The organism is Luteolibacter flavescens (assembly GCF_025950085.1).
GTDB lineage: Bacteria > Verrucomicrobiota > Verrucomicrobiia > Verrucomicrobiales > Akkermansiaceae > Haloferula > Haloferula flavescens.
On sequence record NZ_JAPDDS010000006.1, the window covers coordinates 104,037 to 129,267 of the forward strand.

Consider the following 25,231-nt stretch of genomic DNA (forward strand, 5'->3'; position numbering starts at 1 on the left):
TCACGGCGTAACGGGCGCACTATTTGAGCGTCGCTGATCTCTCCGCTAGGACCTTCGCCCGCAGACGCGCCCTCTCGGACTTTTGCGCTTGGCTCACCACGTCCTTGATGCGCTCCGCGTGCTCCTCGGTGAGTGGTCTGGTCTCCCAGTCGTCGCCGAGCATCCGCCGGGCGAGCTGGCCGGCGTTCCGATTCGCTTCCGCCTGATCCTCCGCGGAAAGGCCCACGGATTCGCTCTTGTCGTTGCCGGGAAAGCGCACGGTGATCGCATTCGAGATCGGCTCGATGGCGACGCGCTCTTTCGAGTCCGCCGTTGCGAGGTTGTAGCGGAAGATCCACCGGTCGATCGGGTCGGCCTCGGTTCCGAAGGTCGCATTCGTGGGGTCGAGAATGCGGAAGATGAGATCCGTAGCAGCCGTGCCACCAAACTGCTCGCCACGGGCAGACGGCACTTCCCGTCCCCACACGTCGGTCTTTGCCGGAGCCTTGCCCGGTGCCAGCGAGTAGCCAACCCGCTTTGCGACCGAGTAGAGAAAGCCGTCGTCCGCACGAGGGTTCTGATCACGCACGACCGTGTCCGACTCCCGGAGGGGCTGGCGGATCAGATTCGGGACGAAGCCGGTCACGATGTTCGAGGTCATCCGCTCGCCGAAGCGGTCGGGGTCTTCGATGGCGTTCAGCAGAGAGGAGAGGCCCTGCAGGAAGGTCTTCTCGCTCACCTGGTCCTTGAAGCGCGCCACCGTTTCGGAGGCGACGGCGGGTTTGAGCCCGCCCTGTCGATTGATTGTCACCAGCAGGTCTGCGCTCGACGCCAACATAGTAGCGAAGGGCTCGACGCGGGAGTAGCTGAACTGCACGCCGGTGCCCGGAATGCGGATCGTCATCGGCGGCATCACCGCGTAGGCGTTGTCCCGCTCACCGCGCCGCGTGGTCTTGTATGGCACCGTGCCAGTGATGATCGGAAGCTCGTCCTCCTCACCCCCGCCGACGAGTCCCTGCATGGCGAACAGGGCCGCCCAGCCGAGCGTCTGGTTCGTCAGGTCTTGGATCAGGCGCAGGCGGTCGTAGATCTGCTCTGCGTCGGCTCGTAACTGCTCCGGGCTGTGCTTCGGACTCTTCAGCAGGCCGCGGTCCTTCGCTGCCGCCATCACCCGGCGGCGGAGCGACCGGATGCCGTCCACCACGATGAGGAAGCTGCCGAGCGGCGACATCTGGATAGCCTGCTTGAAGATGTTCAGCGGCGTATCGATGAAGGGCAGCACCAGCGTTAGCGGTCGGCCAATGTAGGGAGCCGAACGGCCTTGCTTGAGAAGCTGGGCCACCTGGTCGAGCCGGTTGATCAGCCGCGGGCCCTCGCCGTCCAGTTCCTCTTGGAAAGTCACGCGCTTAGCGCCGTCGATCGCTCGCAGCCACGCCTTGCTGCCGGGCTCCATCAGGTCCGCCATCCGGTCCTCATACGCCTTGCCGGTGAGCTTCTCCTCAATACGGGCGATCCGGTGTGACTGGCCAGCCACCTCGAACTGCGCATAGAGGCTCTTGAAGAACTCGTCCGCCGCCGTCATCGCGCGGAAGGAAAGCGCCCGCATGATTTTCCCGATCTTTCCGCCAAGGGCAGGCGGAATGTATTCGGCACCCAGACCGGTGAAGTCGAGCTGCAGGGCTTCCGCGCGGGCGTAGGCATCAAAGGTGCGGCTTTCCAGTTTCCACGAGCGGACAGCGTTGCGGGCCGCAAGCTGGGTCGCCTTGTGAAGCTGGCGGGCCATGGGGACGAACTCCTTGAAGGTCGCTGCGCGGTCACTTCCTTGCCCGACGAGACCGAGCAGATTGTTGATCAGCGCCTCCGTGCCCCGGCGGGGCAGCAGGTCATAGGCGACGTGTAGGAAGTTCGAGCCGACGTTTACGATGTGGGTCTGTGGGCCTGTGAGGATCGAGGAGCGCCAGTACTCCATGAGGGCATCGAGCTTCGAGCCGCGGGCGATGGCGAAGGCGTTCATCACCTCCTTCATCGCGACCGGGTCATTCAGGTCGAATGTGCCGCCGGGTATCTCCGGGCCGTGGTTCCACGGCTCCAGCTCCCTTTCGATGGGGTTCGGATTCGCCGGATCGTATGCGCCGTCGACTTTGAGCTCCGGATCCAGTCCGAGTTCTCCCTGGCCAATGGTCGTCTTCCGCTCGCTCGGGCCGGTCGTCTCGTTGATCGGCTCCGCGAAGAGTTCGCTCTGCTTGCGGAACTTCTCGCGGGTGGCTGGAAGCGCCGCCCACTCGTCGATTCTCATCCGCTCCGCCTTGGGCAGCAGGTTCATCTCCGCCTGCCACTCGCGATGGGTCTCGGGAAACTCCTTGGCGGCCCACTCCGTGAAGGAAAAGCGATCCCGCGGCCGCAGCGCCTTCATTTCGGTTTCGTAGAGCGTGCGCCACGTGGCCGGCGGACGGCCCGCCCATTCATCAAGCGTGATGTCGGGTTTGCCCACCGGCTTGCCTAGCACCTGCTCGCGCTTCTTCTCCCGGTTCTTCCGCTCGCTCTCGCGCCTCGTTGCAACTGCCTTCTCCTTCTGGCGCTTCTGCTGGTCCGCAGCATCCGCTGCGATGTCGTCAGGGTGGGGGACGCCAAGGTCATCGAGGATCGATCGCATGGCGTTGGACATTCCCGAGGCAGCGAGAGCGCTCTCGAGGTACCGCTTGGCGCTGGCGGCCATCGCGTCGTTGATGCCCGCGTAGAAGTCGCGGTAGATCTTCTTGGCGTCCTTCACGTCCATGCCGGTCTGGAAGGAGACGGCATCCCACGTGGCGCCGGAGCGGATGGCCTGCACCACCAGCTTCTCGCGCTTGGTCAGCTTCTTCACCTGCTCGTCGATGACGGTCATTGCCCTCGGGCTCTCGGCCTGGGTCTGCTTCTGAGCCTGCTGAAGGCGGCGGAAGGCGGCGAGAGAAGCATCGATATCGATGCCTTGCGCGAGGAGTTCTTCCTTGATCGCCTTCACCCGGTCCATCCACTGGGCGAGCATCGACTCCTTCTGCGCCTTGGTCTTGCCCTTCATCGCCTTCCGCGTGGCGGCGTCCGGCGTGGTGAGGACTTCCGCGAGAAACTGCGCATGGCGCTCCGCGGGCCGCATGTGTGGGTCGAAGCGCATGGCCAGCGCGCGGGCGGTCTCCGTGCCGATGTCGCGGTAGCTGTAGGCCAGCATCGCGAGCTTCACCTGCTGGGCCTTCGTCTTCGCCCCGCCGTCGATCATTTCGCGACCGAGGATGATCTTCGCTGCGGCGACCTCGTAGTCCGCGAGCTGCCTCTCGTCGGCACCGGCGGAGAGGATCGAATCGTAGGTGCCCTGATAGTCCGCGGACAGCATCTCCTCCGCCTTGGCGATCACCTCTGCGCGGCCGCGCACGCCAGGCACGTCCGAATCGTTGCGCGCCTGGTCGATGGCCGCCATGGCAGGCTGCGCACCATACCCGAGATCAGGGCGTCCGCCGTCGATCTTGCCGTCGCGCATCACCGGCTGCAGGCCGTCCGTGCTGGCCGCTTGGGTGGCCACAGCGAGCCGTGCCCGCACGTCGTTCAGCACGCGGGAGACTCCCAGCTCGCTCAGGCCGAAGCGCTTCATCACCTCGGCCTCGGTCGCACCGTTGCTGATCCGGCGGAACACTTCCCGCTGGAGTGGCGGCATCGCTGCCAACGCGGCATCGACCGCAGCCTGTGTGTCCTTTGAAGGTGCAGACAGGAGCGTTACGCCATCGCCTTCCACCTTCTTGACGATCTCCGCGAGCTGTGCCAGCGTAACGGTGCGCTCCGGATTCGCCAGTATGCTACCGTCTCCACCGGACGGGAACGCGCTGTAAGCGGCCGGGGCGTCTTCTATTTCGAAAGTCTTCAAGTCGTAGAAGCGGCTCCATGGGCCGGTGCTGTCGCCCTCCCGCGGTTCGACGGTGATCCGCACGAGCAACGGCTTCCCGCCCAGTTCTGCCACGGAGTGCATCGTGACCATGCCATCGCGACCGACCGATACGATGCGCGCCTGCTCGATCAGTTCCGGCAGCGCGGCAATCACGCGCATCCGCTCCGGCTTGCGGTTCTGCTGCGCCGTGTGGCCGAGGCCGTAGCGGGTGACTCCCACGTCTTGGCCGAGGACCGGCGAAGGGAAGTTCCCGCGGAGGTTTGTCCGCGCCCATTCTGCGATGTCGCGGGAGGACGCGCGCTCGTCCGGGAATCCCTCGGGCAGCGTGACTTCCACGATCTTGGCCGGTGCCTGATTCGCAGGGGAGGAGAAGAGACGGATCTCACCTCCAGCGGCTTCTTCCGAGCGAATGGTCGCGAAGAGATCGTCGAACGCTCCTTCGATCGGTGCCATCTCCTCATCCAGGTGGTAGGGATAGCGACCGGGATCCCGGACGAACTCGCTCACCGGTGTCACATTGGCCAGATAGTCATTGTGGAAGCCGTCCCGCATCATCCGGCTGATCACGTAGTTCTCGAACGATCGAGCGGCGATTTCGATGATCCGGCTCCAGTAGCCATCGGACTTCCCCTTGTCGATTTTGGCGGCACGCTTAGCCATCGGGGAGGCATTGAGGGTGGAAACGAGGTTCAAGAAGCCTTTCTCCACTTCTGGTCGGACACCGGGGACGGCCTCCCAATCTTCCGCGACGTTGTAGAGGAATTTCCCGTCCCTCCGCACATTCTGCAGACGGTTGAGGTTTTCTTTGGTCTGCACTTCGCCGGTCAGCTTGTGCCGCATCATTCCTTCGGGCTGAAAGGTGATGAAGCTTCCGCCGTGGGGGTCGTTCCTCGAAATGGGGCGCTTGCGCTGAAAGTAGTGATCGAGAGCGTGAAACCATTCATGCGCGAGCGTGCCGGCTCCGCGGGTCTTGGTGAGGTTGATGACAAGATTCCCGGGCTCGTAGTGAGCCGATGCTTTGCCAGAGCCCCGAGATCCGAAGGCAAGGCCAAGCTGCCCTTCCAGCGAGACACCGCGGGATGGAATGCCGATGATCACCGCCAGGTCGTGCAGCGCATCGAATGCCTCATTGAGCATCCCTTGGCGCTCCTTGGCATTCGCTCCCTGCGAGACCCAGTTTCCGAATTCCACGCCCCGGAAGCCAAAAGCGGTCTGGAACATTTCCGGACTTGCGTCCTTGCCACTTCTCCTCGACGTCCCAGTGCGAGGCCGGTTGGCTCGAGTTCGAAGGTCGTCCTCCTTCACGTTGTCGGACTCCTTCACCTGATTCCAGGCTTCAGCGAGCTCGGCAGCATTCTTGCGGATGAAGGCAAACGCCTCCTCCGAGGTGCTGAAAGTCTTCAGCTTCCGATACAGTGGGTCGCCCTTCTTGTTGATGTAGAACTCCCCGATCCCTGACCGCGGTCCGCGGACCTGGAACTCCATCTTCTTCGCCGCCGGCTTCTGCCCCAACTTGTCCCGGATCTGATCAGCGAGAGCCTCAAGATTTGGGGCCCTGACGGTTTGGCCGTCAAAGCTGGCGGTGGTAAATGGGGCTGGCACTTTCTCGCCCGTGCCCCGGTCGTAGCTGTATGCGTCCGGATAGTCGGCCACGTTCGAGACGCGCCCCCACTGTTCCCGGGGAAGCATGCCCAGCAAGTCCACGGTATCCGCAAACTTATGCAGACCGATCGAGCTTCGGTCGTTGCGAATAGCCGTGATCAGCTCCTCGGGTCCGAGATCCTGGGCCCGTGAGAAGAGCTGCCGGGCCTGCTTCACGGTTTCAACCCACCGGCGAAGCTTCCAGTCATTGCGCGGCTTGGCAGGGATGAGATCGCGGGCCGCATGCGCCACGGCAGCAGCTTTTTCGTCGGTGATCGCATCGAGCGCTGACTTCGGCCAGATCTCCGAGAGCGATTTGCCGCTGATCTCGTCGTCTCTGATTTCAGGAAGCGAGGTTCTCGGCTGGTCCTTCCGCGCTCCCTGCATCTTCACACCGAAGTCGCCAAGTTCTCCTGCCTTGAGGGAAGGTGATACAGCGGACGGCGTTGCACCGGCAGACCTCGTCGCGGCACTCGGCATTTCGAGAACCAGTGGAAGCAGCTGGCGGATCGGAGCCATGAGTCGAATGACTGCCATCGGTTCAGCAGGTGCTTTCGAAAGGCTGGCCATCCACTGATGGTGCCCGTCGACCACATGGCCATCCGACGAGACGAGAATTGAGCGGTTGCCACCCTCATACTCCCGAGCCTTCCGGACCTTGGCCGGTGAGTATTCGGCCTGCGTCGGTCGAAGGGTGCCTGGCAGCACGTCCTCTGTCGCATAGGCGACGCCGCGGGCTCGAAGGAACTGCACGAGAGCGGACCTATCCTCCGCCCGGATCTGCGGCATCTCCGCTCGAGGAATGCCAAGTGTCCCCGAGCGAGGGCCGTAGGCGGTCCACGTTTCATCGATCTTCGGTCCCTGCAGTTGAGCTGCGGGGATGATGTCCGGAGTGGTAGGCTTGGGAGTCGAGGGCGAAGCCTCAAACGAAAATCCGAGCTGCTGCCTGGTGCCCAACTCCCCGGACGCCCCGAAATCGAACATCCCTTGGCCAATCGAAGTGGACGAGAAGAGGATGTCGTCATCCTCCTCGACCGTGAAAGCCGCACGTTCTTCCGGCTCCGGCATCGCCGCCCGCGCTGCTTCTGCCGCAGCGATCTCCGCATCAGTCCATTCCCGGTTCGGATCGAGCGAAGTTCCCGCCGCACGCTGCCCGGTGGCCACCTGATTCAGCTCCGTCCCGATCATCGCCCAGAGGTCTGACGCGGTGGAACCTTCCTCGACCATCGACGCCATCACGTCCGGTGCCACACCCTCGCCGGACTTGGCCATCAGGAGCGACAGGATCTCGCGCGCCACGCGGCCGTTGCCCGCATTCTCGAACTGGTTCTGGAAGACCGCATCGTCGTGCTCCGCGGTGTTGCGGAGGACAGCCATTTCCCGCTCGGTGAGCTTCTCGCCGGCGCGCTTCCTTGCCAGCACCAGCGAGATGACGTTCGGACGTGGCGCGATCTTCCCGTTGGCGAACACCGCGGAGAGGGTGGGAAACTCGCCGGAGTTCAGGATTTCCCGGGCTCGGACGCCCGCCGGTTGGTCCGGCTGCCGCTTTGGCGGGAAGCGCTCATCGAGCCAGCCGCGGATTGCCTGGTCGAAGTAGGGGCGGCGCTGATCCGGTGGCAGCGTCTCAAGCACCGCGTCGAGATCCTCCGTGGCAAGCTCGAGGTCGCGGCGAAGGTTCTTCGTGAGTCGCTTGTCGGCGGCTGCCGCATCCCGGATGGCCAGGCCGATCACGCGCATCGGGGCGTTCTCGTCCTGTGCTGGTGCGGGTGCTCCGTTACTTTCGGCTTGGACCGCTCCGTTACTTTGGTCCGCTGCTCCGTCAGTATGCTTGCCCTGATACTCGGTGAGGATGCCCTCGATGGCGTCGATGGCCTGCCTCACGCGCGGCGGGACATCACCCTTGGCCACGAGATCGCGCAGGAAGTTCAGCGCGCTGCGCAGGAGCTGGATGAGCTGCTGCGGCATGTCTTTCGTGAAGGCGCGCGTAAGCTCGGTCACGCGGCCGTCCACGCGTTGCTGGACAAGCATGCGGACGGTCTCAGCCGCCTGCTGCCAGGTCTCCAGCCTAGCGAAGCTCTCCTGCCCGTAGGTCGCGGCTGCCGCACGTTGCTGCATCGCGGTGAACTCATCCCATAACAGCGCATACGATTCCTTGAAGGACTCCCCGGCGCGCTGAGCTGCCTCGAGCTGCGCGAGGTGGACGATCTCCTCACCGAGAACAGCATCGAGCCGTGCCTCCTGCTGCTCGGTGCCGTCGAATGCCGCGAGGTCTTCGCGGGTATCCGCAAGGTTGATGACGACGCGCCCTTCCAGCATGTAGGCTCCGCCGGAGCCGATCCGCTCGCCGGTGGCGTCGACGGTGAAGCGGCCCTTGAGGGCGGGAAACTTCGCTTCGGCCCGGGCGACCGCGGCGCGGACCGGCTCCGCTACCGGCGATTCCGGTGATGAAGGGGATTGCTGAGGTAATTCGGCAGCGGAAATCGCGTGATCTGGCAACGATTCGGGCGCTGCACCGGGGGATTCCGAGGTACTTTCGCCTGCTGCCCGCGCCATCGACGGGCTGACCGTCCGACCGGCGGCGCGTGCTTGACCCACCACCGCGGGGACGTCCGGAAGCGACGGATCGGCCGCCCGCAGCGTCTCGTATTCCGCGGTGTCCATTCCGGCATAGTTCGGCTGGGCGGGAGGGGCAGACGCTGCCGTCTCCACGCCGTTCTGCCGCAGATACTCCGCGCGCTCCGCAGGGCTGAAGTTTGGATTCGGCGGCAGCACACCGCGGTCTGCGAGAAGCTTGTCCTCCGCCTGTCGCCGTGCCGTCTCAGGATCTACCGCCTGTCCTTGCGGCTGCGGCGCTCCGGCGACTGGTCCGGGTCCTCCGGCGGCCGTTTGTCCCGCGGGCGGCTGGGCTTGTGGAGCTTCTTGAGCCGGTTGCGGTCCGGTTGGTCCTTGCGTGTTCTGCTCATTGGTCGGAGAGGTGGGTTCGGGTTGGGTGAGGGGAGAGGAATCGACGAGGGCGCGGCTCTCGTCGGTCTGGACGAGGCCACCGACGAGCGGCTGGTCGGCGAGAAGTTCGGCTCGGCCCTCCGCGGTGAAGACCGTCTGGCCGTTCACGTCGGCGAAGTAGGGCATGCCATCGCGCGTCTGGAGGCCGGTGATCGCCCTGCGCTCGGCACCGGTGAGGAGGTCCGTGCGTCCCGTGGCCACCTTCACGAGTCCGAGCGTGCGGGCCTTCGTCGGGGCATCCATCGCCTTCGTGGACTGCGCGGCCTCGACCACGCCGCCGACGTAGTTCGTCAACGCAGCCGAAGTATCCTCTGCCCGGACAGTTGCGCGGGAGAACTTCGAGGCGGCGTTCTCTCGCCATGCAGCGCCGACTTCCGCAGCAGTGCCATTGTCGCTGGGCACACCGCGGGCCGGGACGGGCTTAGCATTCGCGAGCTCTTCCGCGGCTGCGACCAGATCCTGCACCGCGACGGCATGCTCGTCGGCGAGCTGCTTGTGGGTGACCGGGTCGACCATCGAGAGGGCGGACTCGGCCTCCTGCGGTGTCATCGGCGCGAAGCCGGGCGTGTCGGCGTTCGTGCGGTTGTACCAGTCGGTGAACTGCTTCGTGGCCTTCGCCTTCTCGTAGCGCTGGCGGTAGGTCCCGTGCGCACCGCCGATCGCTCCGGTGAGCGGACCGAGGAAGATCGCGCCGACGAAGCCGGCAGCCACCTGCTCCTTGAAGCTTTCCTCGGTCACATTGGGATCCGCCAGAGCAGCCACGCCTTCCTCGATGCCTTCACCGATGCCCTCGACGGTCTGCACCTTGGCCACGTCGACCGCCTTGTTCGCGAATCGCTTCGCCTTGCTCGCTGGATTGGCCAGCGTGTCGCTGAACTTCAGCGTACCGGCGAAATCATCCCTCAGTCCAGCCACCGCACCGCGGAGCCGGGAGAGTCGAGTGCTCGCCGCGGCTGCTTCCGCACCTTCCAGAGTGGCCCGCGCACCGGTGGAGAGCAGCTTGCCCGTGCCCGCGGTGAGAGCGGTGCTCAGAAGCTCGATGCCCATTTCCTGAGGCGGTGCCATCACGCCTGCGGAGAAGGCACTGGCGAAGCGTCCTTGGCCCTCCGTGAGGGCTGCCATGGTTTCCTCTGCCTGCCGGTGGCCCTTGTCCATGCGCAGGCGGCGGCGGAAGGACTCCCAGAGTTCCGGATCACCGGTCTCAGCGAAGCCGATCAGCGCGGAGCCGAGGGATTGATCGCCCAAGACATCGAAGTCCGAGCGCTCAACTGCCCAACCGTCTTCCAGATTCAGGCCATGGAGATCGAAGGCGCGATCTCCCACGGCCTGAGACGCAGCAAAAATCTGCTCGCGGAAGTCAGCGTCAGGCACCTCGTGCCGATTCTCGATCAGCAACCTGAGCTTCGCCTCAGCCGCACCGAGGGCATTGTTCCGTGCCTTTCCCTCATCCGTGAGGTGCTTCGTGTAGTTCTGGACGAGACCGCGGTTGAAGTTCGCACCTGCGCGGCCAATCACGGCTCGCTGAGCCTTGGCACCTTCTGCCATGTCATCTGAGACCACACCTCCGACAGTGAAGACGGCTTGGCCTGCAAGCCCCGAGAACATCCCCAGCATCGAGCCCGCGGCATCCACGACGATACCGCCGGTGTCCTTCATCAGCCCTTTGGCGATGTCCCCGCCGGTCTTCTCCGGCAGTCCCACGCCGCGTGCCGCCTTCTGCATGGCGAACGTGACGCCGGGTTTGTGGCGGTTGTTGGAATACCACTCGGACACGAACTGCCCTTGGATGCGCTGCAACGTGTCGTGGTCCTTCTTCGCATTGGCCTTCTGCCACTCGTATTTCATTCGCGGCTCCTGCCCGCCAAGCCATGAGTTGAAGGTCTCCGGCGACTTCGGATCGCTCGCCTTGAGCGTGTCGTCGTAGAGACGATTCATCAGCGTCTCCGCGTGGCCGATGGAGAGGCTCCCGTCCTTCGTCTTTCGCAAGATGTCAGCGTGGCTCGCGCCCATCGCCTTGAGCACGTCGTTCGGGTCCGGCTGTGGCAGGCTGCTCTGTCCCTCTGCCAGCGGACCTTGTGTGGGCTGACTGATGACCTGCATCACCTGAGCCATCCATTGCGCTTCCTCCTGTGGAGACTTTCGCTCGCGGAGGTTGTCAGCCACGTAGGTCTGAAGTCCGCCGGGCTGGCCCGAAGTGGAAACCGCAGCCAGCACGTCCGCAGGCGATGTGGTCTGAAGCACGAGTGTGGGGACACCGGAACTGGCGTCGATCTTCCCGACCGCCTCGCGGCCGCGGTAGATGTAGGTCTGGCCTGCCCGCTTGCCTTCGAGGGTGAGGTTGTCACCGGCAATCGATCCAAGCGCCTGGCGAAGTTCGTTCTCGCTGCCCGGCGGCACAGGGCGCGGCGTGACGATCTCCTCGTTGGCGACCGCCGCCGCAGCCATGGCGGGCCCGCCGAGGAGGCCGGTTTCCATCTCTGCAAGCTCGCGGGCGATGCCACCGTCATCCGCGGGCAGCCCGAGCTCGATGCGCCGCTCCCGTTCCTTGAGCCGCACCCGTTGCTCCTTGATCTCGCGCTCGACGCGCTCGTGGTTTCCGGAGGTCTCGACATGCTTGGTGTATTCGGCCTGGGCGCGGCGGAACTCCTGTTCGGATTCGTAGCGCTCCTTCTGAAAGGCGATGAACTCATCGCCCTTCTCATGATCGGCCAGCGGCTGCCAGTTTCCGTAGGTGTCGTAGCGGCCCATCCGGGCAGCGCCACCCGACTTCCGGTGCGCTGTAGACTCTGGCTCGCGGACATACTTGCCAGCCAGCGCGTCCTTGCGCCCCTTCGCCGCTTTGTAGTCCGCGGCGATGCGGTCCCACTTCGGCTTGAAGGCAGCGTTCGCCTGACGGAAGGCATGCTCGCGGCCGTCGAGGTTCTGCTGCTCCTTCTGGATCTTCAGCAGCTCCGCCGCCTTCGGATCGGTCCCGACCACGCGGCGCTGCGGGCGACCGAAGGCATCGGGCACCTCGACGTAGCGCTCCGCGGTCTTTTCGTCGGTCTTCTCCGGCAGCGGCTCGGTGACCTCAGTGCCGCGGTCATCGCGGAAGGTCTGCTGCCACACGGGCTTTGTCTCCGCCTTGGTCGGCAGCACCCCGGACGCGCCGGCATCGGGCACCAGCGGGTTCGACGTCGGGGTGAGCGTGGTCTCTGCCAACTGCACCGGCGCACCCACGGCACCCGGCTTGTAGACCGGTGACCCGTCGTCGTGGCGCTTGATCGAGCGCTCTCCTGTCTCGATGTCCGTGGTGGTAACCATACCGGCCGCCGCACCCATACGGACGTTGCGCGCTCGCTCCTCGCGCTGTGTCTTCTCGAGATCCCTCTGTTGCTTGGCGGATTCTGCAGCCTGCGCCTTTGCCTGCGCCTCCGCATCGCGTTGGGCCAGGATGGACGTCTTCTGATTCTGCCGGTGCTGCCGCTCGACGAGGTCTTGCCCGATGCGCTGGGCTACGGGATCACCCGATGAGCGGGCGAGGGTCTGAGCACGGGGATTGACGCCAGCTTGGCCGACCGATGCTTTCTGGAGGTAGCTCTGGACCTCCTCCTCGGCAGGGGAGAGGCGGGTGTTGTTTGCCATGCTTCAGCATGGGCTGAAGGCATGGCGGGGCGTAACGGGCGCAGGGTTCAACACTCACTCATAGTCGATCCCGTCTGCTGAAGCCTTTTGCTGGACGCGGATATATTGTTGTTCGCCCACCCAACACCAAAGGACACCGTCCCTGTCCGTAACGAAATGATGGTCGCCTTCCTTGTCGACCACTTTGCCAGGACCAAGGCCTCGAAAATTGGGGATGACGTCGCCGATGAGGTATTGCTTCTGCTCCATTCTCAGATCCAAATTCTTTCGGAGGCTCTGGTCAATTGGCGCATCCGATCATTGAAACTGCTCCCACTTCATGCTAGGGACCGCTCACCGCGCCGCATCGAACCGCTGGAGCACCTCGTTGATCCGCTCAGGCGTCATCCCGATCTCCTCCACGGCGTCCGCCTCGATTCGCTTTGAGCTCTCGGGCGCGGCCACGCCTGTGCAGTGGGGAGCCTTCTGGCCCTCATCCTCGATGAAGACAAATTGGTCGGCTTCCCCGATCTCCTCGCGAAGATGCGCCTCAAGCTCGGACTTGCGCGGATAGCCTTTGGGGAGGCTGATTGAATACTGATAGGACTGCTGGGGATTTTCCACGATGCACCGGTAGCCGATCACTGGACGAGCGCAAGCGACCTCAGCATCACCCCCACGAACGCGCCTTCCAGCCATGCGGCCCGCGGTCCTTGGGCTCCACGTTCTTGATCTTCACCACGCGATATTCGGTGGCACTGGATGGGATCACCTCCCATGCGATCGCCGCGTGAATGACGTCGTCGTCGTGGTAGCCGAGCGCCCCGACGCTCTTGCCTTTCGCGTTACGGATGAACTTCTTCATCTCGCCGATCATGTGCTCGCACGGGATGTCGAGGTCTCCGTTGACCAAGGCGCTTGCCAGGGATGAGACCAACGCCTCGCGGGTGTTCGCGTCGGTCATCTTGAAGCCATACTGCTCCTCGACCTTGCCGGTCCGGTTGTTCAGCGGCTTGCGCTTGTAGCAGGGTATTCCCGCGAGCTGTAGGCGGCGGAGGATGTGGAAGCCCTTGTTCACCTCCTGCGCGGCGATGCACGTGCCGTAGTAGCGGCTGAGGCGGATGGCATGGTCCGCCACGTCGTCTTCCTCCCCGCGGAAGGGTGCCTTGAGCCGGGCCACCAGCTTCATCGGTCTCCACACGTCCATCGCCTCGTCCTGGTAGGCACCGCGCCAGACGCCGAGGCTGTTGGCATCAGGATCCGCTCCGACCGTCTGGCTCAGGCTCTCCGCCGGGTCGAGGACCAGACCGTATTTCATCCCCGGCACCGGGTGCTCGTAGATCTCGATGTCGCCGGAGCCGTCGTGTTGCGGAGAGAAGCTCACCACGTTGTCGTGCTGGCGGATGAGGAAGCCTAGATCCGGGGTGATGATCTTCGCCCGCTCTTCCATCTGTAGCAGACGCTCCATGTCGAAGCGTGGGGTGCCACCGGCGATCCAGCAGGAAACGGGGTCGGAGGGGTAATAGAAGGCGAAGATCCGCGGGTCCTTGTCACACTGGCTGTCGATGGTGTCGCGCCGCCAAGCGAGCTGCTCGTAGGTCCAACCGTATTTCGCGCGACCCTCGCGCTCGATCTCGGTGAGCGTCTCGTCGATGTAGCCCCGCTCGATCTCCGACACCGGCTCCTTGCGGCGGTAGTCAGCGAACTCGTGCCAAGCGGCGAACACCTTGATCCACACCTCCTCGGGCCGGAAACCCTCCTCATACCGGCGGAGGAAGTCGTCGAGCCACATCCCCTCATTGAAGGTGTCGTAGAACCAGCCCGCGGCATTCTCGGGCGTGGATTCGGCGATGACCACGGTGTCGTCGCCATCGAAGGACGGCATGGCAGCGGTGATCGTCTTCCGGTCGTTCTTCTTCTCGGTCTGAGGGTACTTCGAGACCTCCGACATGTGGCCGAACTGCCGGGTGCCGCCGACGCCGGCGTCCGGGTTCTCCGCGGTGTCCACCGTCCACTTCGAGCCGTTCGCCCACGCCTTGGTGCCGGTGGCGTCCTGCACCAGCGGATTGTCCCACGGGAAGGAGTCGTGCCCGGAATAGTCTGCCAGGCGCTCGGTGAGCATGGCCGAGTTCTCCTTGCAGTCGGCGATGGTGATTCCCTCGATGGTCCGCCGCTGGGCCTCGTGGTAGCCGCAGTGCAGCGAGAAGGTGGAGAGACCGGCGCGGCGGGGCTTCACCCCGATGATGCGTATACGGGTGCCGGGGCAGCGCACGCGCAGGGTCTCAATGACCTCGGAGACGCGGAGCTGCAGGACATTGGGCTCCGGCCGGATGTAGCGGCCGTTCTTGTCCTTGATCTCCATGAACAAGGCGAAGTGAACCGCGGGGGAATTGTAGGCCAGGGCCGTGAGGTCGTCCTCCGACGCCTCGTCGAGCATCGTGCGAAAGCGGGTGACAATCTCGGGCTCGGTGGTCAAAGCGCCCGGATCGTGGGGCAGGGGAGCCGTGGCACGTAACGGGCGCAAAGGCGTTGCATCACGCTCCAGAAGCAGATAATCGGTGAGAATATGATCCCCGAAGCGCTGGGTTTGGCATTTATCGAGAACTACCTAACCGCCGTGGTCTGGGCGATGCTGGTGGTGATCTTTGCGGTTCTGGTGCAGTCGGGTGGGTATGGTCGACTTCTCAAGACAAATTTTGGAGGCATGGTGGCGACTCTCCTCGTGCTCTCGCTTATCTTTCTAACTATCCGGCTGATCGGTGAAGTGTACACGGCATTCTTTGCCGGTTAATCACCCCTTCTTCCCGCCCTTGTATTTCCCGGCCAGAGCGCTGGTGACCTGGCTCGCACGCTCCTTGATGGAGAGGAGGGTCTTCTCCCCGACATCGACCTCGACCCGGTCCGGCTCGAAGTGCCCGAGGAGCTTCGAGTGCAGTTCGATCGCACGAAGCTTGTCGCCCATCTTCACCTTCCGACGCAGGACGGTCGGCCCGGCCACCTCATTCCCCGATGGAGCCTGCCCGCGGCGCAGCTTCCCGCGGCTCCCACCGGCCACGGTCTCCTCCGAGAACTCGACGCACAGCGGGCTGTCCGGGCCGATCTGCTCGATGGGCGTCCGAATCAATTCCGCCAGAAACCGCAGCTTCTCGTCCTTCGTCATGTGCGCCGCCTTGGTCTGAGGCTCCCTCAGGGCGGCTATCTTGGCCTGTACGTCAGGATTAGACAGGGCTTCATGCGCATTCCTTCGCGCCACCTCCCTTGAAACCTTGTACCCTGCTTGAATCCAGGCGTCAGCAGGAACCACACCGGCAGCAATGAACTCGCAGAACCTTTCACGTCGGACGTTCGGCTTCGGCTCTGGCTTCGTGGCCTTCTTTTTGGCGGACTTCATGGGGTAGTACGGGAGCGCTTCGCTCGCTCGGGCTGGGGAAATTTTAAAGCAGGCCGACAAGCTTCATTTAACGGGCGCAACTTCCTCTTTTGCGCCCGGTGCGCATCCTCTCCGCACAGTCCTATCCTGCCCCCATGGCACGCCAGATCTACCTTCCCGGAGCGAATCCCTACAGCGATGGCTGGAACGGCCGCGGACGCCGTAGAATCGACGCCAGGCCCCAGAACTCCGCAGCGACGGCAGCCGGCATGCGTGGAGTCCACAGGGACACCCGCGGGAATGTCATTGGTGGCTACACCGCAGAAGGCGAGGGGATCGGCACCAAGGGCGGGAACTGGCGCAAGCCGATGGATCTGGCCGGCATGCCTCCGGCGGCGGAGCAGTCCCAGCCGGTGACGACGGCGGCCCCGCCTTTGGCTAATTCCAGCCCGGCAGCATCCTCTGCCGCTCCGAAGCGCTCGTGGCGCGATGGCATGGCCACTCAGGGCACGATCGGCGCGGACTTGGGCGCCAAGCCCACCCCGACCGGCGGAGGGCTCTGGAGGTGGAACGAGTTGAACCCCGACGCGGGCAAGTTCGGCCAGAAGAGGCCGATGGCACCGGGTGAGATCCGCGATGCACCTGTCGTCGCTGAGAAGCCGCTCGGGCCTTCCCAGCCGAAAGTGGCCGCTCCGGCTGCCACCGCTCCTCCGGTAGCGAAGAAAAAGGCCTCTTGGCGGCAGCCGGTGGCCTGAGTCTTTCCTCCCATGGCACGGCGCTGTCTCGAATCAGGGCGAGGCGGTGCCGGGCCTTTTCGCGTTCTCAGACAAAGTCGAATCGCCACGAAGTAGAGTTATCGAACACCACTTCCGCACCCATAAATCGAAGCGATCCTTCGGTGGGGCCAGTAGCAACCGTCAAATAGGTCGATCTCCGGAACTGACGCTCAAACTCATGGCGCTGGAAGCGACCTACCACGCAGCGAAGCCCTTCGGAATTACGTCCCTGCCGTGTCAGATCGTGCCGCTTGCGCATGATCGCCTCAGCCATCTCGGAGTAGGTAGATGGGAAATAGTGCATCGATCACGTGGAAGGTTGGTGGTCCTCCACCCAATTCAGAAAGCCGAGGATGTCACCACAGACGTTCCGCGGACCATCGTTCGGATAGGGCACGCCGCTTTTGAGGTGATTCATCACGTCGCGGTGCCACTCAGGACAGGGTTCAGGACGTGAGCACGAGACATGGCCGCCTCCGTCGGGGAAATGCGTGACCTCGAATCCAGATACGTGCCTGATTCTGTGGAACACGCCGAGCGAACCAACGCCACTCGGCCCCAGTTGCCAGCCGGAAATGGGAGTCGGTGATCCTTCGTCGGTGTCCATCGTTACGGCGATCATGAGAGAAGTGAGTTACGGCGTCTAGATTCATTCGCCGCTGGGTCGCCCCAGCAGATCAGCATTCCCTCAAACGGGAAGCCATGGGTCTCCCGGAACCAACCGGCCATGTCTTCCCAAGTCTCAAAGCCGTCTGCCACGGCAAACTCCTCGCGCTCGGTCGAACTGAGCCGACGTCCCGCGAGCTGGATCGAATCGCCGTAGATCTCGATGTCCTCCACCGCGGTGATGATCCCCTCGATGAGCCTATCGGGAAGGTCGCGATTGGACTACTGGCCCCAGAAGGAGTTAGCCTTTGACCAAATCGTGAGCCGTCTTTTGCTATCTATTACAACGAGTGCTTCGGCTTTAGCGCGGCGGGCGTCGTCGAGGGCGCAGGCAAGCTGTCTGCAGTCTCCATCGTCGCGCGGATCATACGCCGCGGTGGTAGGCTCGAAGCCAATGAGGTCTTTTGACCATTCGGAGACGGGCGCGTCGAGGTAGGGGATCAAGATTTCCTCGACGACGATCAGCGGTCTGGTTGGCGGGGTTTTCAATTTGAACGAGTTCGAGGTGTCTGCTGAGCGTGCTTGCTGATCAGTTCGCCCGCGCGCAGCCGCTCGATTTCTGGCCACGGAATGAGGATCTTGCTGGTGCCGGGAACACGGCGGAGCCTTCCGGCATGTACTTCGTTGCGAAGGTGGGACTCGGACTTGCCAGTGAGCAGAGCGGCCTCTTTGAGTTTCACTGGTGCACGGCTTGCATCAGCTGCGCCTTTCAGTTCGGCGGCGACGAGCGGTGCCAGTTTCTTAGCGAAAGCCTCAAGCAATTGGTTTATGTCCATTTCGGGGATAAAGAGCAGGGATCTATCGAGCCGACGATGTCCCGATCGTGTCGTTTTCCCGTGGTATGTCGATGGCGTAACTTAGGAATTGCGAAGTTTATCTTGCTGAGATTGAGTGACGTCGGCGATGAATGGCTCACGATCAGAGGTGGTGAGGAAGGCACCAAGAACAGCCTGGTGCGTCGCGTGCCGATCAACCCTCCACTCTCCGCCGTGATCCTCCGGCGCCGGTATCCTGGAGCGGCCGGCAAGGTCTTCACCATCACGAGCCCTGTGAAGGCGTTCCAGAATGCCTGTACCGCTTGCGGTGTGCCTCCACTTCGCGTGTATGATCTCCGGCATATTTTCGCGACCGTGGCCATCGAGAGCGGCGTGGATATCCTCACGGTGTCACGTTGGCTCGGCCATCAGGACCGCGGGGTGCTCGCCATGAAGACCTACGGTCACCTTCGCGATGAGCACTCGCTGCAGTCGGCGAAGAAGCTGGCGTGACCCGTCCCATGCCGCGGGGTGATCATTTCTTCCAACCCTGGGACCACCTCAGGAGCAGATAAGCCACCGGCACGCCGAAGACGAACCCGCTGAACCCTCCCAAAAGTTGGTCATATACCCTCTGCAACTGCTGTGCGCGAATGCAGCCGCTCCCGTCACTTTGGCAGGAGTCCTGGTCTCCATGGCTCTTCTCATCCTTGGTGCCGTGGTCGCTCACTGGCTCACGAGGGACCGTGAAGAGAAGGCCAAGAGCGCATTGCTGGAAAGGGAGGCCGAGCTGAGAAGGCGTAGCTTCCGCAAGCTCGCCAGAGTGTGGAGATACACGCTGGAGCGGCTGCCAAACAACAACGCCTCGGTCGTGTGGGAGGCCTACGAAAAGATGGCCGTTGAGATCTTGGCTGAGGGTGACTTGTCGGCTCCCGACTTCAAGCGGCACGACGATCTCATGGCTGCGATCAAGACCGCTGGAGAGATCCGAAAACGCGATGCTGAAGCAGAGGCACAGCAGAATTGCTGCTCGCTCCGCGAGTTGCTGCGGGACAAGGTGAAGGCCATTCAGGAGATTGCCGATCAGGGATGATTTCATCTCTGCGACGGTGAACCGCCGTAACGCCATGCGTAACGGGCGCTTCGTTACTCCGCCCGAGGCTCCTTGCACGAGACACCGTTCCTCCGGAGGAGCTTCACCGCGGCAGCGAGTTGGAGCTCCCTCCCGTCATCGGAAAGGTGGCGAGGTGAGTTTCCGCCCTTCGCTTCAGCCACGAAACGCTGCAGCCACCGCAGGACGCGCGGGTCGCTCTCCTGGATCCACTCCCCTGCCCTTGTCCGGAATTCGAATCCGAAGTCGAGGTGATGGCAGAAGATCTGCCGGTCGAGGCCCCAGTCGGTCGTGACGTGGGCCACCATGTCGTCGTGAGTGAGGCGGTCGACCTGGACGACCATCCCTGCGCGCAGCTTGCCGAGGGATTCTTTCAGCCGCGCTTGCCCTTGGTGCGGCTGCGCCTCACGCCAAACCGGTTCTGCCCGAGAGGAAGAGGCGGACGAGTCCATAAGTTCACTCGAACACCAAGTTGCGTGAGCTGTCAACGGGGAGCGTTACGAAGGATGGTGTCAGCCGTAACGCTTGGGCTGGACATCCCCGGGCATGATCGGCAGGAACTTAGGCCCGCTCCTACTCATGAAACCCGCCCTTTTGAGAGATGCCGCGGCGCTGTGCGTCGCGTTCGTGTGGATCGTCCCGATTCTGATCTTCGGAGCTTTTGTCCTGCCGTTCCTGGCGATCTCGGCGAAGTGGAAAGCGGCCAATTGAAGCCTCGCTGCGGAAACGGCGCGCGTGGGAAGGGCTGGACTTTCTGGAGGCGCGAGGGCAGGAAAAATTGGTGCGAATCGTCATCCTTTTCTTAGGCTTCGTATGCTTGGTCTCCTGTGACAGGGAGGAGGACGTCCTGAGGTCTGAGTTTGAAAGGCTTCAGACACAGAATACTACGCTGAAAGCTAGGGTCTCCGACCTGGAAGATCAGATTGAGCGCTCTCGAGAAGCCACGGACTACGTGGAAGTTTCGGCACTGAGATTGGAAAGTCAGCTTCGACGATTTGAACATGAAGATTGGAGAAACGTGGTCCCGACTGTAGAAGCTACGGCGCGTGAAGTCCTCGGAGGAGTTCACCAGATTCTGGATGTGCTGTATTAGCGATGGGTAAGCAGGTCCGCTATTAAAGACCGCCTCCGCCCGCACCAAGTGGGAGGCCAGCCTCAAGCCCACCAAGGAGGGCAGCATCGCGGCATGCATGGTGGAGCTGGCGACCGCAGATCTCCACATCCGCGAGACCGAGGGCAGCAACCGCGGCCCCGGCATCGAGAAGTATTGGTCAGCCACAAGCTATCCGGGCGGCTACGAGGCCCGCCAGCCATACTGTGCGGCCGCGGTCTGCTGGTGGGTGGAGCAGGCTGCCAAGGATGTGGGCTACACAGCTCTGCCGCTGCTCCGATCTGCCCGTGCTTTCGATTTCCACCAGTGGGGGAAGACGAACGACTCGGCGGGGCGGAAGGTCTCGGTCATCGCCAAGAGCGACGAGATCCTCCCGGGCGACATCATCGTCTTCTCGTTCTCCCACGTCGGCATCGCCGAGGCCCGCTCCCCCAAAGGACGCGACGTCCAGACCATCGAGGCGAACACCTCGCCCTCCAGCACCAACAACGAAGGCGGCGGCGTTTACCGTCGCACCCGCTCCCGCAACCTCATCCGCGCCATCGTGCGCATCACCGCCTGATTCTCCAGTGAACACTCTCTCCAGCTTCATCGCCGACACCTCCGGTCACTCCGAAAAGGTCCTGATATACACCCTCATCGGCGGTCACGTCGTCACCCTCGTCACCCTCATCGTGAAGGCGATCATCGACCAGATGAACCGCGTGCAGGACCGCCTGGACAAGCAACTGGCACTCACGGAAGGGAGGCAGCGGGAAACCCGGCTTGTCGCGAAGATCGACGAAAACACCAAGATCTCGAAGGAGGCTTTCGTGGCCGCGAACGGGCACAACGAGAAGATCGCGACGGCCGTCGAGCTGGCACAGAAGGCAATGGAGACCGCCGCAACGAAGGAGGTGCATGCCACTGTCGAGCTGCGGCAGGCGGAGACCAAGTAGAAGGTGCGCCCACCTTCCTTAGGCGAAATTGATATTCGACCCCATGATCATGTATGCAAATCGCCTTGATTACCACGTCGCTCCTCATCATCTGTGGGATGTCTAGACTCCCACATATGATTGTTCGTGCCTTCGGATTCGCCATTGACGCCTCTATTTTCCCCCCTGCGATGCCCATCGACTCCCCATTTGTCGGGCTAAAAGATCATGGGACGTCAGCTTTAGATCCTCGAAAAGAGACTATTCACGGAACTGCGACATTGGTGAAGCATGCCTTCCGCAACGTAGAACAAGAGTGGTGGGCTGGTATCATTCTGAAAGCTCGAGACGCAAGGTCCTTCAGTAAGCTGGTTAGGGCTGGCGGAGCGATTCGGATGACAGCCGAAGAACTAAAAGATGGGAAAATTGCGGAGAGCGCCTACTTCCTAGCTCATCCCACGTCGGGCCGTGGCCTTGTTGCCACTTATTGGGGTGCCCCCGGAGGAACCACGATCGAACGGGCGCTCAAAAAGACGTTCACTGCACGACAGAAGACCTTGCGGCAAGAAGCTCTCTCGGCAGCCACTAGCGACAAGGATCGCGCAGCCATCCTTAAGCACTACAAAGGTGCCCTGAGGGTCAAGGCTCAGATAAGAGATGGCTCGATGGCTGAGTATTTGAAGGACATGAAGACGAAGTCCTTGGACATCAAAATTACTTCGGTGGAGAACCGTGACAGGCTGTTCCGGACGGCCCCCCCCAAGTCGGTCACTCGAACGGAACATTACGTGTTTCCCCCGAACTTCGCTTTCAACTCCGAACTCGCAGAGGCAGCCGAACTGGAAATTTCCCAGTTGGAGGGAGTTGAGGCGACGTTCAAAGGCGTTAATTCTAAGGGCGCACCGCAGACGGTGAGTAATGTCGAATTAAAGAATAAGCTCGTTTTTGCCACGGCTGAGTACGACGAACTTCACGGGGACTTCTTCGCCTTCAATCATGACGAGCATGGGAGCAACATCGCCGAGTCACCGGTGATTGACTGGCTGAAAAAGGTTCTCAATCATGGCTCTGTTCATCAGAATCTCGTCACACCCCAATGATGAGAATTTTTGCGGCTTTCTGGCTTCTTCTTCCCTGCGCGCTGGGTTGGGGCGGGTGGTGGATTGCCGTCAACAGCGAGGAGCTCATGGGCGTTTCCACCGCGAAGTTTCTTGAGACTTTTGCTGCGTCGGCGAGGACTCCGATTTTTTCAGGATTTCTCACGATGGGCAGTTTTCTGCTGGCGATGAAAACGAATATTCTAGCCCGACTGAAAGAATCCTACGACACAGAGACCCATAGGCTCGAATTTTTGAGGCGTAACTCGTTTAAACCAAGGGCGGAATGGGAAAGGTTTTACGCCCCACTTGAGCGGCTGAGTAGCGTACTTGGTTGGAACGTCATTGCATGCCTCGCCACGTCACTTTTGCAGATGACCATGGGTTTTTGGCTTCACCCAATTGGATTCGGCGCGTGTGTCGGTCTTGCTGGAGCATGCCTAGCGCTCCTTACCTACCTGACCTTTGAACTCATGAGATCCCACCGGGCATGGTTCGATACGATCAATGCGAAAGCAATTGATGGGATCGACGATATCCCACGGAATGGAGCGTCGTAGGGCGGTGAGCGGCATTCCAGTCATTTCAGGGACATTTCTTCTCAAGATCCATATGATCTCGGTGGTCATGCGAACCGGTAAGGCCGGCTTACAGGTTCATGACTCCTCTTCTTGAGTCGGCACTTCCCACCCGTTCCGTTCCAAGATCCACTCGATCTCATCAATCAGTCGGCGCTTCTCCGCTGGGGTGGCCACATAGATCTTGGTCCTGTCGTCAGCAAAAAGCGCCTCTCGCAGCCTCGGGAGGTAGCGCCGGCTTCTCTCGTCGCTTTCCGGAATCCAGAGGCCCGAACGGGTGCGATACTCCCGCCCACAATCGACGGCCGCCGCCGGTAGCTGCCAGATGCTGCCCTCAGCTCTGACGATGAGGTCACGCCAACCGGTGCGCTCGAGCACCTCCAGCGGTGTCTTGTGGGCGAGGCCGACGGGCAGGATGATGCCGCGCTCGCCGTGGGCCCAGCCTCGCAGCCCTGGCCGCGGGTTCACTTGGCGGCGCACCGGCTCGTCGTTGAGTTCCATGGGGTGTGCGGGGACTTCTCTTACCACTGCGAATGGAGTCCTACTTGCGAATCATCAGAAGAACTGTGGTCAAGGCTGCCACCATCATGAGGACTGGGATGAAATAGGGCGACTCGAACATTGCCGATTCGCTACCTCATCCTCGGTGCGCAATGCAATCCAAAGACTCTGAAGTCGGCTGTGTCTGAGCAAATGTTGCCCCCCTCCACCCGGAGGGGGGCTTGTATGACCCCGGCGGGCCTGTGGACCCGCCGGATACCATTTCACCGTATGCTGTCAGTGAGCTGCGGCGGGCGAACCTCCTACCGCGCGCCCGCCGTCCACGACTCACCGGTGAGAGATAATCTTACATCATGGGGAGCGCCACCGAAGGATTCATCAAAAGAGAACCTTTCCTTCGACCTTCCATCCATCGGTTTCTTTCGAACACCTCTGGAATTGGAAGGGGAACGATCGTGACGTGCTCGAAAAGTGGATCGTCAGCAGATCGCCAGGGTCAGGTTCAATCTGTCGATCTGCAACTAAGGTGCAGCCATGCCACTGACTATCCTGAACAACGGGAAACGCGTATTTGGGCGACGGAAGTAGGCTACAGCACACTTCGCCGTTTCTCATCAGATGAGAGGCCATCTTCCAATATACTCGCGGACCGTTCTAGCGCCAGAACGCACAAAAACCAAATGACTGGGTGAAGCCCCCGCAGGAGCGCAACCCGCGGGGGCCTCTGCCGGAGTCCGATCTGATCCCCTTGGTCAGATGGACGCGCTCACGACACGGTCAACAACGTCGGCGGGTTCCAAATAGTTTCGCGTGAGCGGTGCGAGATTTCTGATGGCAGCCATCGAGAAAATCTAATCCCCCGCAGGTCCGCTCCCGGTTGAATCGGTCAGGATGAGCGTCTTGCCATCCTCAAGGCGTTTCAAGAGTCCTCGTTCGACGAGCCGAGATATTCGAGAAGACACCATCACCCGGGTGGACTGAGGAATCGGATCTCGCCGCGAAGGGCCCTTCGTCTTCCTCGGGTGGCCGTGCAGTTCCTGATAGATAAGCTCGGGCCAGCACTTCCCACCGTTTTTAGAGGCGAGGTCCAAAATGGCTTTCTGCTGCTTGCTTAGCCTGGAGCGGTTCATGGCCGGGAATTTCTGGCCGCGAAATCTAACTTATCGGTGATCTGCTTGCGAAGGTAATTCTTTCGTGTTCACTGCCTCACCCCCCGACACGCTGGCAGTTATTTGCCGGATCGGAGGTGCCCTCTCCTGGCGACGGAGAGGGCACCGATGAAAGTTTCGCCCTCTCCGCGAACAGAGAGGGCGATGGGGAGGGGGGCAAGGCGACGGGATCGAATCCGGTAGTCCATGCCCGAACTGTCGGAAGACTGCAGGAGCTTAGGAGCGAAGCTCGCTGCCGCTCACCGAATCGACGTTCACAGGTTATTCACAAGCCGCCCAGCCGATCATGCATTTTTTGCGGTATCGATTGTAAAAGCGCGTGAGAAAAGCAGAAGCCCCGCCGGGACAGACCCGCGGGGCTTCTGGTCGGCACGCGGAACGGCCCCCCGACTGTCCCAGTTGCGTGCGCTGACGCCGGAATTTGATACGGAAACCGAGAATTTCTATCAGAAAGTGCAGGGTGGTTGAGAACTGCTTCTCACTGCGCACTTCACACCGACACTACTCCTCGCCGTACTGGGCAATCACGAAGCGCCCGATCGCCTCAGTGACGGAGGCCGCAGAAATCTTGTCGAGGGGGAGGACGACCGCCTTTGCCGGAGACGTGGGGCTTTTGGCACTCGGGTAGAGGAAATGAATCACGTCAGAGTTTTCCAGCCACTGGAAGCGGGTATCTGGAAGACCGGCTACAAGCATGACCTTCTCAAGAGCGCCTGGTGTGTTCCTGTTCTTGATCTGTGCCATTCTCCCGTTCTCGTTTAGGGCGGAACAGATTTTCTCGAGTTCGGCGGCGATGATGGTCGTAAAAGCCTTCTCGGCCTCTGCGCGCAGCTCCTTTTGTCGTGATCGGCGCTCCTCATATTGAGCCATGAGTTCCGCGCTTTTGGCCTCGTCGCGAGCTATGCTTTTCCTGATGTGATCGTTGTAGTCCATGTTCAAGGAGGTCAAATCTCGTCTGTTGGTTCGGCTGGTCCGGACGCAACCGAGGCTATGCAGAATTCTGCGTATGGGAAAAGGTTCACCATACGCAGAAGCCTTCAG

The 25,231-nt window shown here is 62.1% G+C and carries 19 protein-coding genes; 9 read left to right on the top strand and 10 right to left on the bottom strand.

Annotated elements, in window-relative coordinates; all coding sequences use genetic code 11:
• Positions 1-19: 19 nt before the first annotated feature.
• The 4 genes from OKA04_RS12375 to OKA04_RS12390 form a co-directional block, all read right to left on the bottom strand.
• The gene (locus OKA04_RS12375) at positions 20-12,160 is read right to left on the bottom strand and encodes an LPD5 domain-containing protein (protein WP_264501481.1); all 12,141 of its coding nucleotides are present in this window, start codon (positions 12,158-12,160) and stop codon (positions 20-22) included.
• Between the two features lie 54 nt (positions 12,161-12,214).
• On the bottom strand, positions 12,215-12,409 hold the full coding sequence (locus tag OKA04_RS12380) for a hypothetical protein (protein ID WP_264501482.1): 195 nt from the start codon (positions 12,407-12,409) through the stop codon (positions 12,215-12,217).
• An 84-nt stretch (positions 12,410-12,493) separates the two neighbouring features.
• A complete protein-coding gene (locus tag OKA04_RS12385; protein WP_264501483.1) occupies positions 12,494-12,763 on the bottom strand; it encodes a hypothetical protein in 270 nt (89 codons plus the stop codon).
• 46 nt (positions 12,764-12,809) lie between these two features.
• Positions 12,810-14,615, bottom strand: coding sequence for a hypothetical protein (locus OKA04_RS12390; protein ID WP_264501484.1), 1,806 nt, complete (start codon positions 14,613-14,615; stop codon positions 12,810-12,812).
• Positions 14,616-14,705: 90 nt separating this feature from the next.
• Between OKA04_RS12390 and OKA04_RS12395 the strand changes: the two genes are divergently transcribed.
• The gene (locus tag OKA04_RS12395; protein ID WP_264501485.1) at positions 14,706-14,930 is read left to right on the top strand and encodes a hypothetical protein; all 225 of its coding nucleotides are present in this window, start codon (positions 14,706-14,708) and stop codon (positions 14,928-14,930) included.
• Here the strand turns inward: OKA04_RS12395 and OKA04_RS12400 are convergent, their stop codons facing one another.
• The gene (locus OKA04_RS12400) at positions 14,931-15,530 is read right to left on the bottom strand and encodes a terminase small subunit (RefSeq protein ID WP_264501486.1); all 600 of its coding nucleotides are present in this window, start codon (positions 15,528-15,530) and stop codon (positions 14,931-14,933) included.
• A 134-nt stretch (positions 15,531-15,664) separates the two neighbouring features.
• Between OKA04_RS12400 and OKA04_RS12405 the strand changes: the two genes are divergently transcribed.
• Positions 15,665-16,264, top strand: coding sequence for a hypothetical protein (locus OKA04_RS12405; RefSeq protein WP_264501487.1), 600 nt, complete (start codon positions 15,665-15,667; stop codon positions 16,262-16,264).
• Positions 16,265-16,592: 328 nt separating this feature from the next.
• On the opposite strand, the gene OKA04_RS12410 is transcribed toward OKA04_RS12405, so the two are convergent.
• Positions 16,593-16,892, bottom strand: coding sequence for a hypothetical protein (locus tag OKA04_RS12410; RefSeq protein WP_264501488.1), 300 nt, complete (start codon positions 16,890-16,892; stop codon positions 16,593-16,595).
• 11 nt (positions 16,893-16,903) lie between these two features.
• Entirely contained in the window at positions 16,904-17,125 is a 222-nt protein-coding gene (locus OKA04_RS12415; protein ID WP_264501489.1) for a hypothetical protein, read from the bottom strand.
• A 344-nt stretch (positions 17,126-17,469) separates the two neighbouring features.
• Here OKA04_RS12415 and OKA04_RS12420 point away from each other — a divergent pair, with 344 nt between their 5' ends.
• Positions 17,470-18,219 (top strand): tyrosine-type recombinase/integrase, encoded by a 750-nt coding sequence (locus OKA04_RS12420; protein ID WP_264501490.1) that lies wholly within the window; start codon positions 17,470-17,472, stop codon positions 18,217-18,219.
• Between the two features lie 181 nt (positions 18,220-18,400).
• Positions 18,401-18,799, top strand: a complete 399-nt coding sequence (locus OKA04_RS12425; protein ID WP_264501491.1) for a hypothetical protein — start codon at positions 18,401-18,403, stop codon at positions 18,797-18,799.
• A 53-nt stretch (positions 18,800-18,852) separates the two neighbouring features.
• On the opposite strand, the gene OKA04_RS12430 is transcribed toward OKA04_RS12425, so the two are convergent.
• Positions 18,853-19,161, bottom strand: a complete 309-nt coding sequence (locus OKA04_RS12430) for a hypothetical protein (protein ID WP_264501492.1) — start codon at positions 19,159-19,161, stop codon at positions 18,853-18,855.
• A 235-nt stretch (positions 19,162-19,396) separates the two neighbouring features.
• Between OKA04_RS12430 and OKA04_RS12435 the strand changes: the two genes are divergently transcribed.
• The 5 genes from OKA04_RS12435 (at position 19,397) to OKA04_RS12455 (ending at position 22,502) form a co-directional block, all read left to right on the top strand.
• The gene (locus tag OKA04_RS12435; protein WP_264501493.1) at positions 19,397-19,528 is read left to right on the top strand and encodes a hypothetical protein; all 132 of its coding nucleotides are present in this window, start codon (positions 19,397-19,399) and stop codon (positions 19,526-19,528) included.
• A gap of 479 nt (positions 19,529-20,007) precedes the next feature.
• Positions 20,008-20,490: a CHAP domain-containing protein gene (locus OKA04_RS12440; protein ID WP_264501494.1), complete on the top strand. Its 483-nt coding sequence runs from the start codon at positions 20,008-20,010 to the stop codon at positions 20,488-20,490.
• A gap of 7 nt (positions 20,491-20,497) precedes the next feature.
• Entirely contained in the window at positions 20,498-20,866 is a 369-nt protein-coding gene (locus OKA04_RS12445; RefSeq protein ID WP_264501495.1) for a hypothetical protein, read from the top strand.
• Positions 20,867-21,036: 170 nt separating this feature from the next.
• Positions 21,037-21,945: a hypothetical protein gene (locus OKA04_RS12450; RefSeq protein WP_264501496.1), complete on the top strand. Its 909-nt coding sequence runs from the start codon at positions 21,037-21,039 to the stop codon at positions 21,943-21,945.
• Positions 21,942-22,502 carry a hypothetical protein gene (locus OKA04_RS12455; RefSeq protein WP_264501497.1) on the top strand — a complete coding sequence of 187 codons (561 nt, stop codon included), beginning with the start codon at positions 21,942-21,944 and terminating at the stop codon, positions 22,500-22,502. Before OKA04_RS12450 ends, OKA04_RS12455 begins: the two co-directional genes overlap by 4 nt.
• Before the next feature lie 96 nt (positions 22,503-22,598).
• Here the strand turns inward: OKA04_RS12455 and OKA04_RS12460 are convergent, their stop codons facing one another.
• The gene (locus OKA04_RS12460; RefSeq protein ID WP_264501498.1) at positions 22,599-23,021 is read right to left on the bottom strand and encodes a hypothetical protein; all 423 of its coding nucleotides are present in this window, start codon (positions 23,019-23,021) and stop codon (positions 22,599-22,601) included.
• Between the two features lie 1,670 nt (positions 23,022-24,691).
• Positions 24,692-25,123 carry a hypothetical protein gene (locus OKA04_RS12465; protein WP_264501499.1) on the bottom strand — a complete coding sequence of 144 codons (432 nt, stop codon included), beginning with the start codon at positions 25,121-25,123 and terminating at the stop codon, positions 24,692-24,694.
• Positions 25,124-25,231: the final 108 nt, after the last annotated feature.

Coding starts and splice junctions, on each gene's coding strand:
- OKA04_RS12375 (WP_264501481.1), bottom strand. CDS start 12,160: ATGGCAAACAACACCCGCCTCTCCCCTGCCGAGGAGGAGGTCCAGAGC.
- OKA04_RS12380 (WP_264501482.1), bottom strand. CDS start 12,409: ATGGAGCAGAAGCAATACCTCATCGGCGACGTCATCCCCAATTTTCGA.
- OKA04_RS12395 (WP_264501485.1), top strand. CDS start 14,706: ATGATCCCCGAAGCGCTGGGTTTGGCATTTATCGAGAACTACCTAACC.
- OKA04_RS12400 (WP_264501486.1), bottom strand. CDS start 15,530: ATGAAGTCCGCCAAAAAGAAGGCCACGAAGCCAGAGCCGAAGCCGAAC.
- OKA04_RS12405 (WP_264501487.1), top strand. CDS start 15,665: ATGGCACGCCAGATCTACCTTCCCGGAGCGAATCCCTACAGCGATGGC.
- OKA04_RS12410 (WP_264501488.1), bottom strand. CDS start 16,892: ATGGACACCGACGAAGGATCACCGACTCCCATTTCCGGCTGGCAACTG.
- OKA04_RS12425 (WP_264501491.1), top strand. CDS start 18,401: ATGGCTCTTCTCATCCTTGGTGCCGTGGTCGCTCACTGGCTCACGAGG.
- OKA04_RS12430 (WP_264501492.1), bottom strand. CDS start 19,161: ATGGTCGTCCAGGTCGACCGCCTCACTCACGACGACATGGTGGCCCAC.
- OKA04_RS12435 (WP_264501493.1), top strand. CDS start 19,397: ATGAAACCCGCCCTTTTGAGAGATGCCGCGGCGCTGTGCGTCGCGTTC.
- OKA04_RS12440 (WP_264501494.1), top strand. CDS start 20,008: ATGGTGGAGCTGGCGACCGCAGATCTCCACATCCGCGAGACCGAGGGC.
- OKA04_RS12450 (WP_264501496.1), top strand. CDS start 21,037: ATGCCCATCGACTCCCCATTTGTCGGGCTAAAAGATCATGGGACGTCA.
- OKA04_RS12455 (WP_264501497.1), top strand. CDS start 21,942: ATGATGAGAATTTTTGCGGCTTTCTGGCTTCTTCTTCCCTGCGCGCTG.
- OKA04_RS12460 (WP_264501498.1), bottom strand. CDS start 23,021: ATGGAACTCAACGACGAGCCGGTGCGCCGCCAAGTGAACCCGCGGCCA.
- OKA04_RS12465 (WP_264501499.1), bottom strand. CDS start 25,123: ATGGACTACAACGATCACATCAGGAAAAGCATAGCTCGCGACGAGGCC.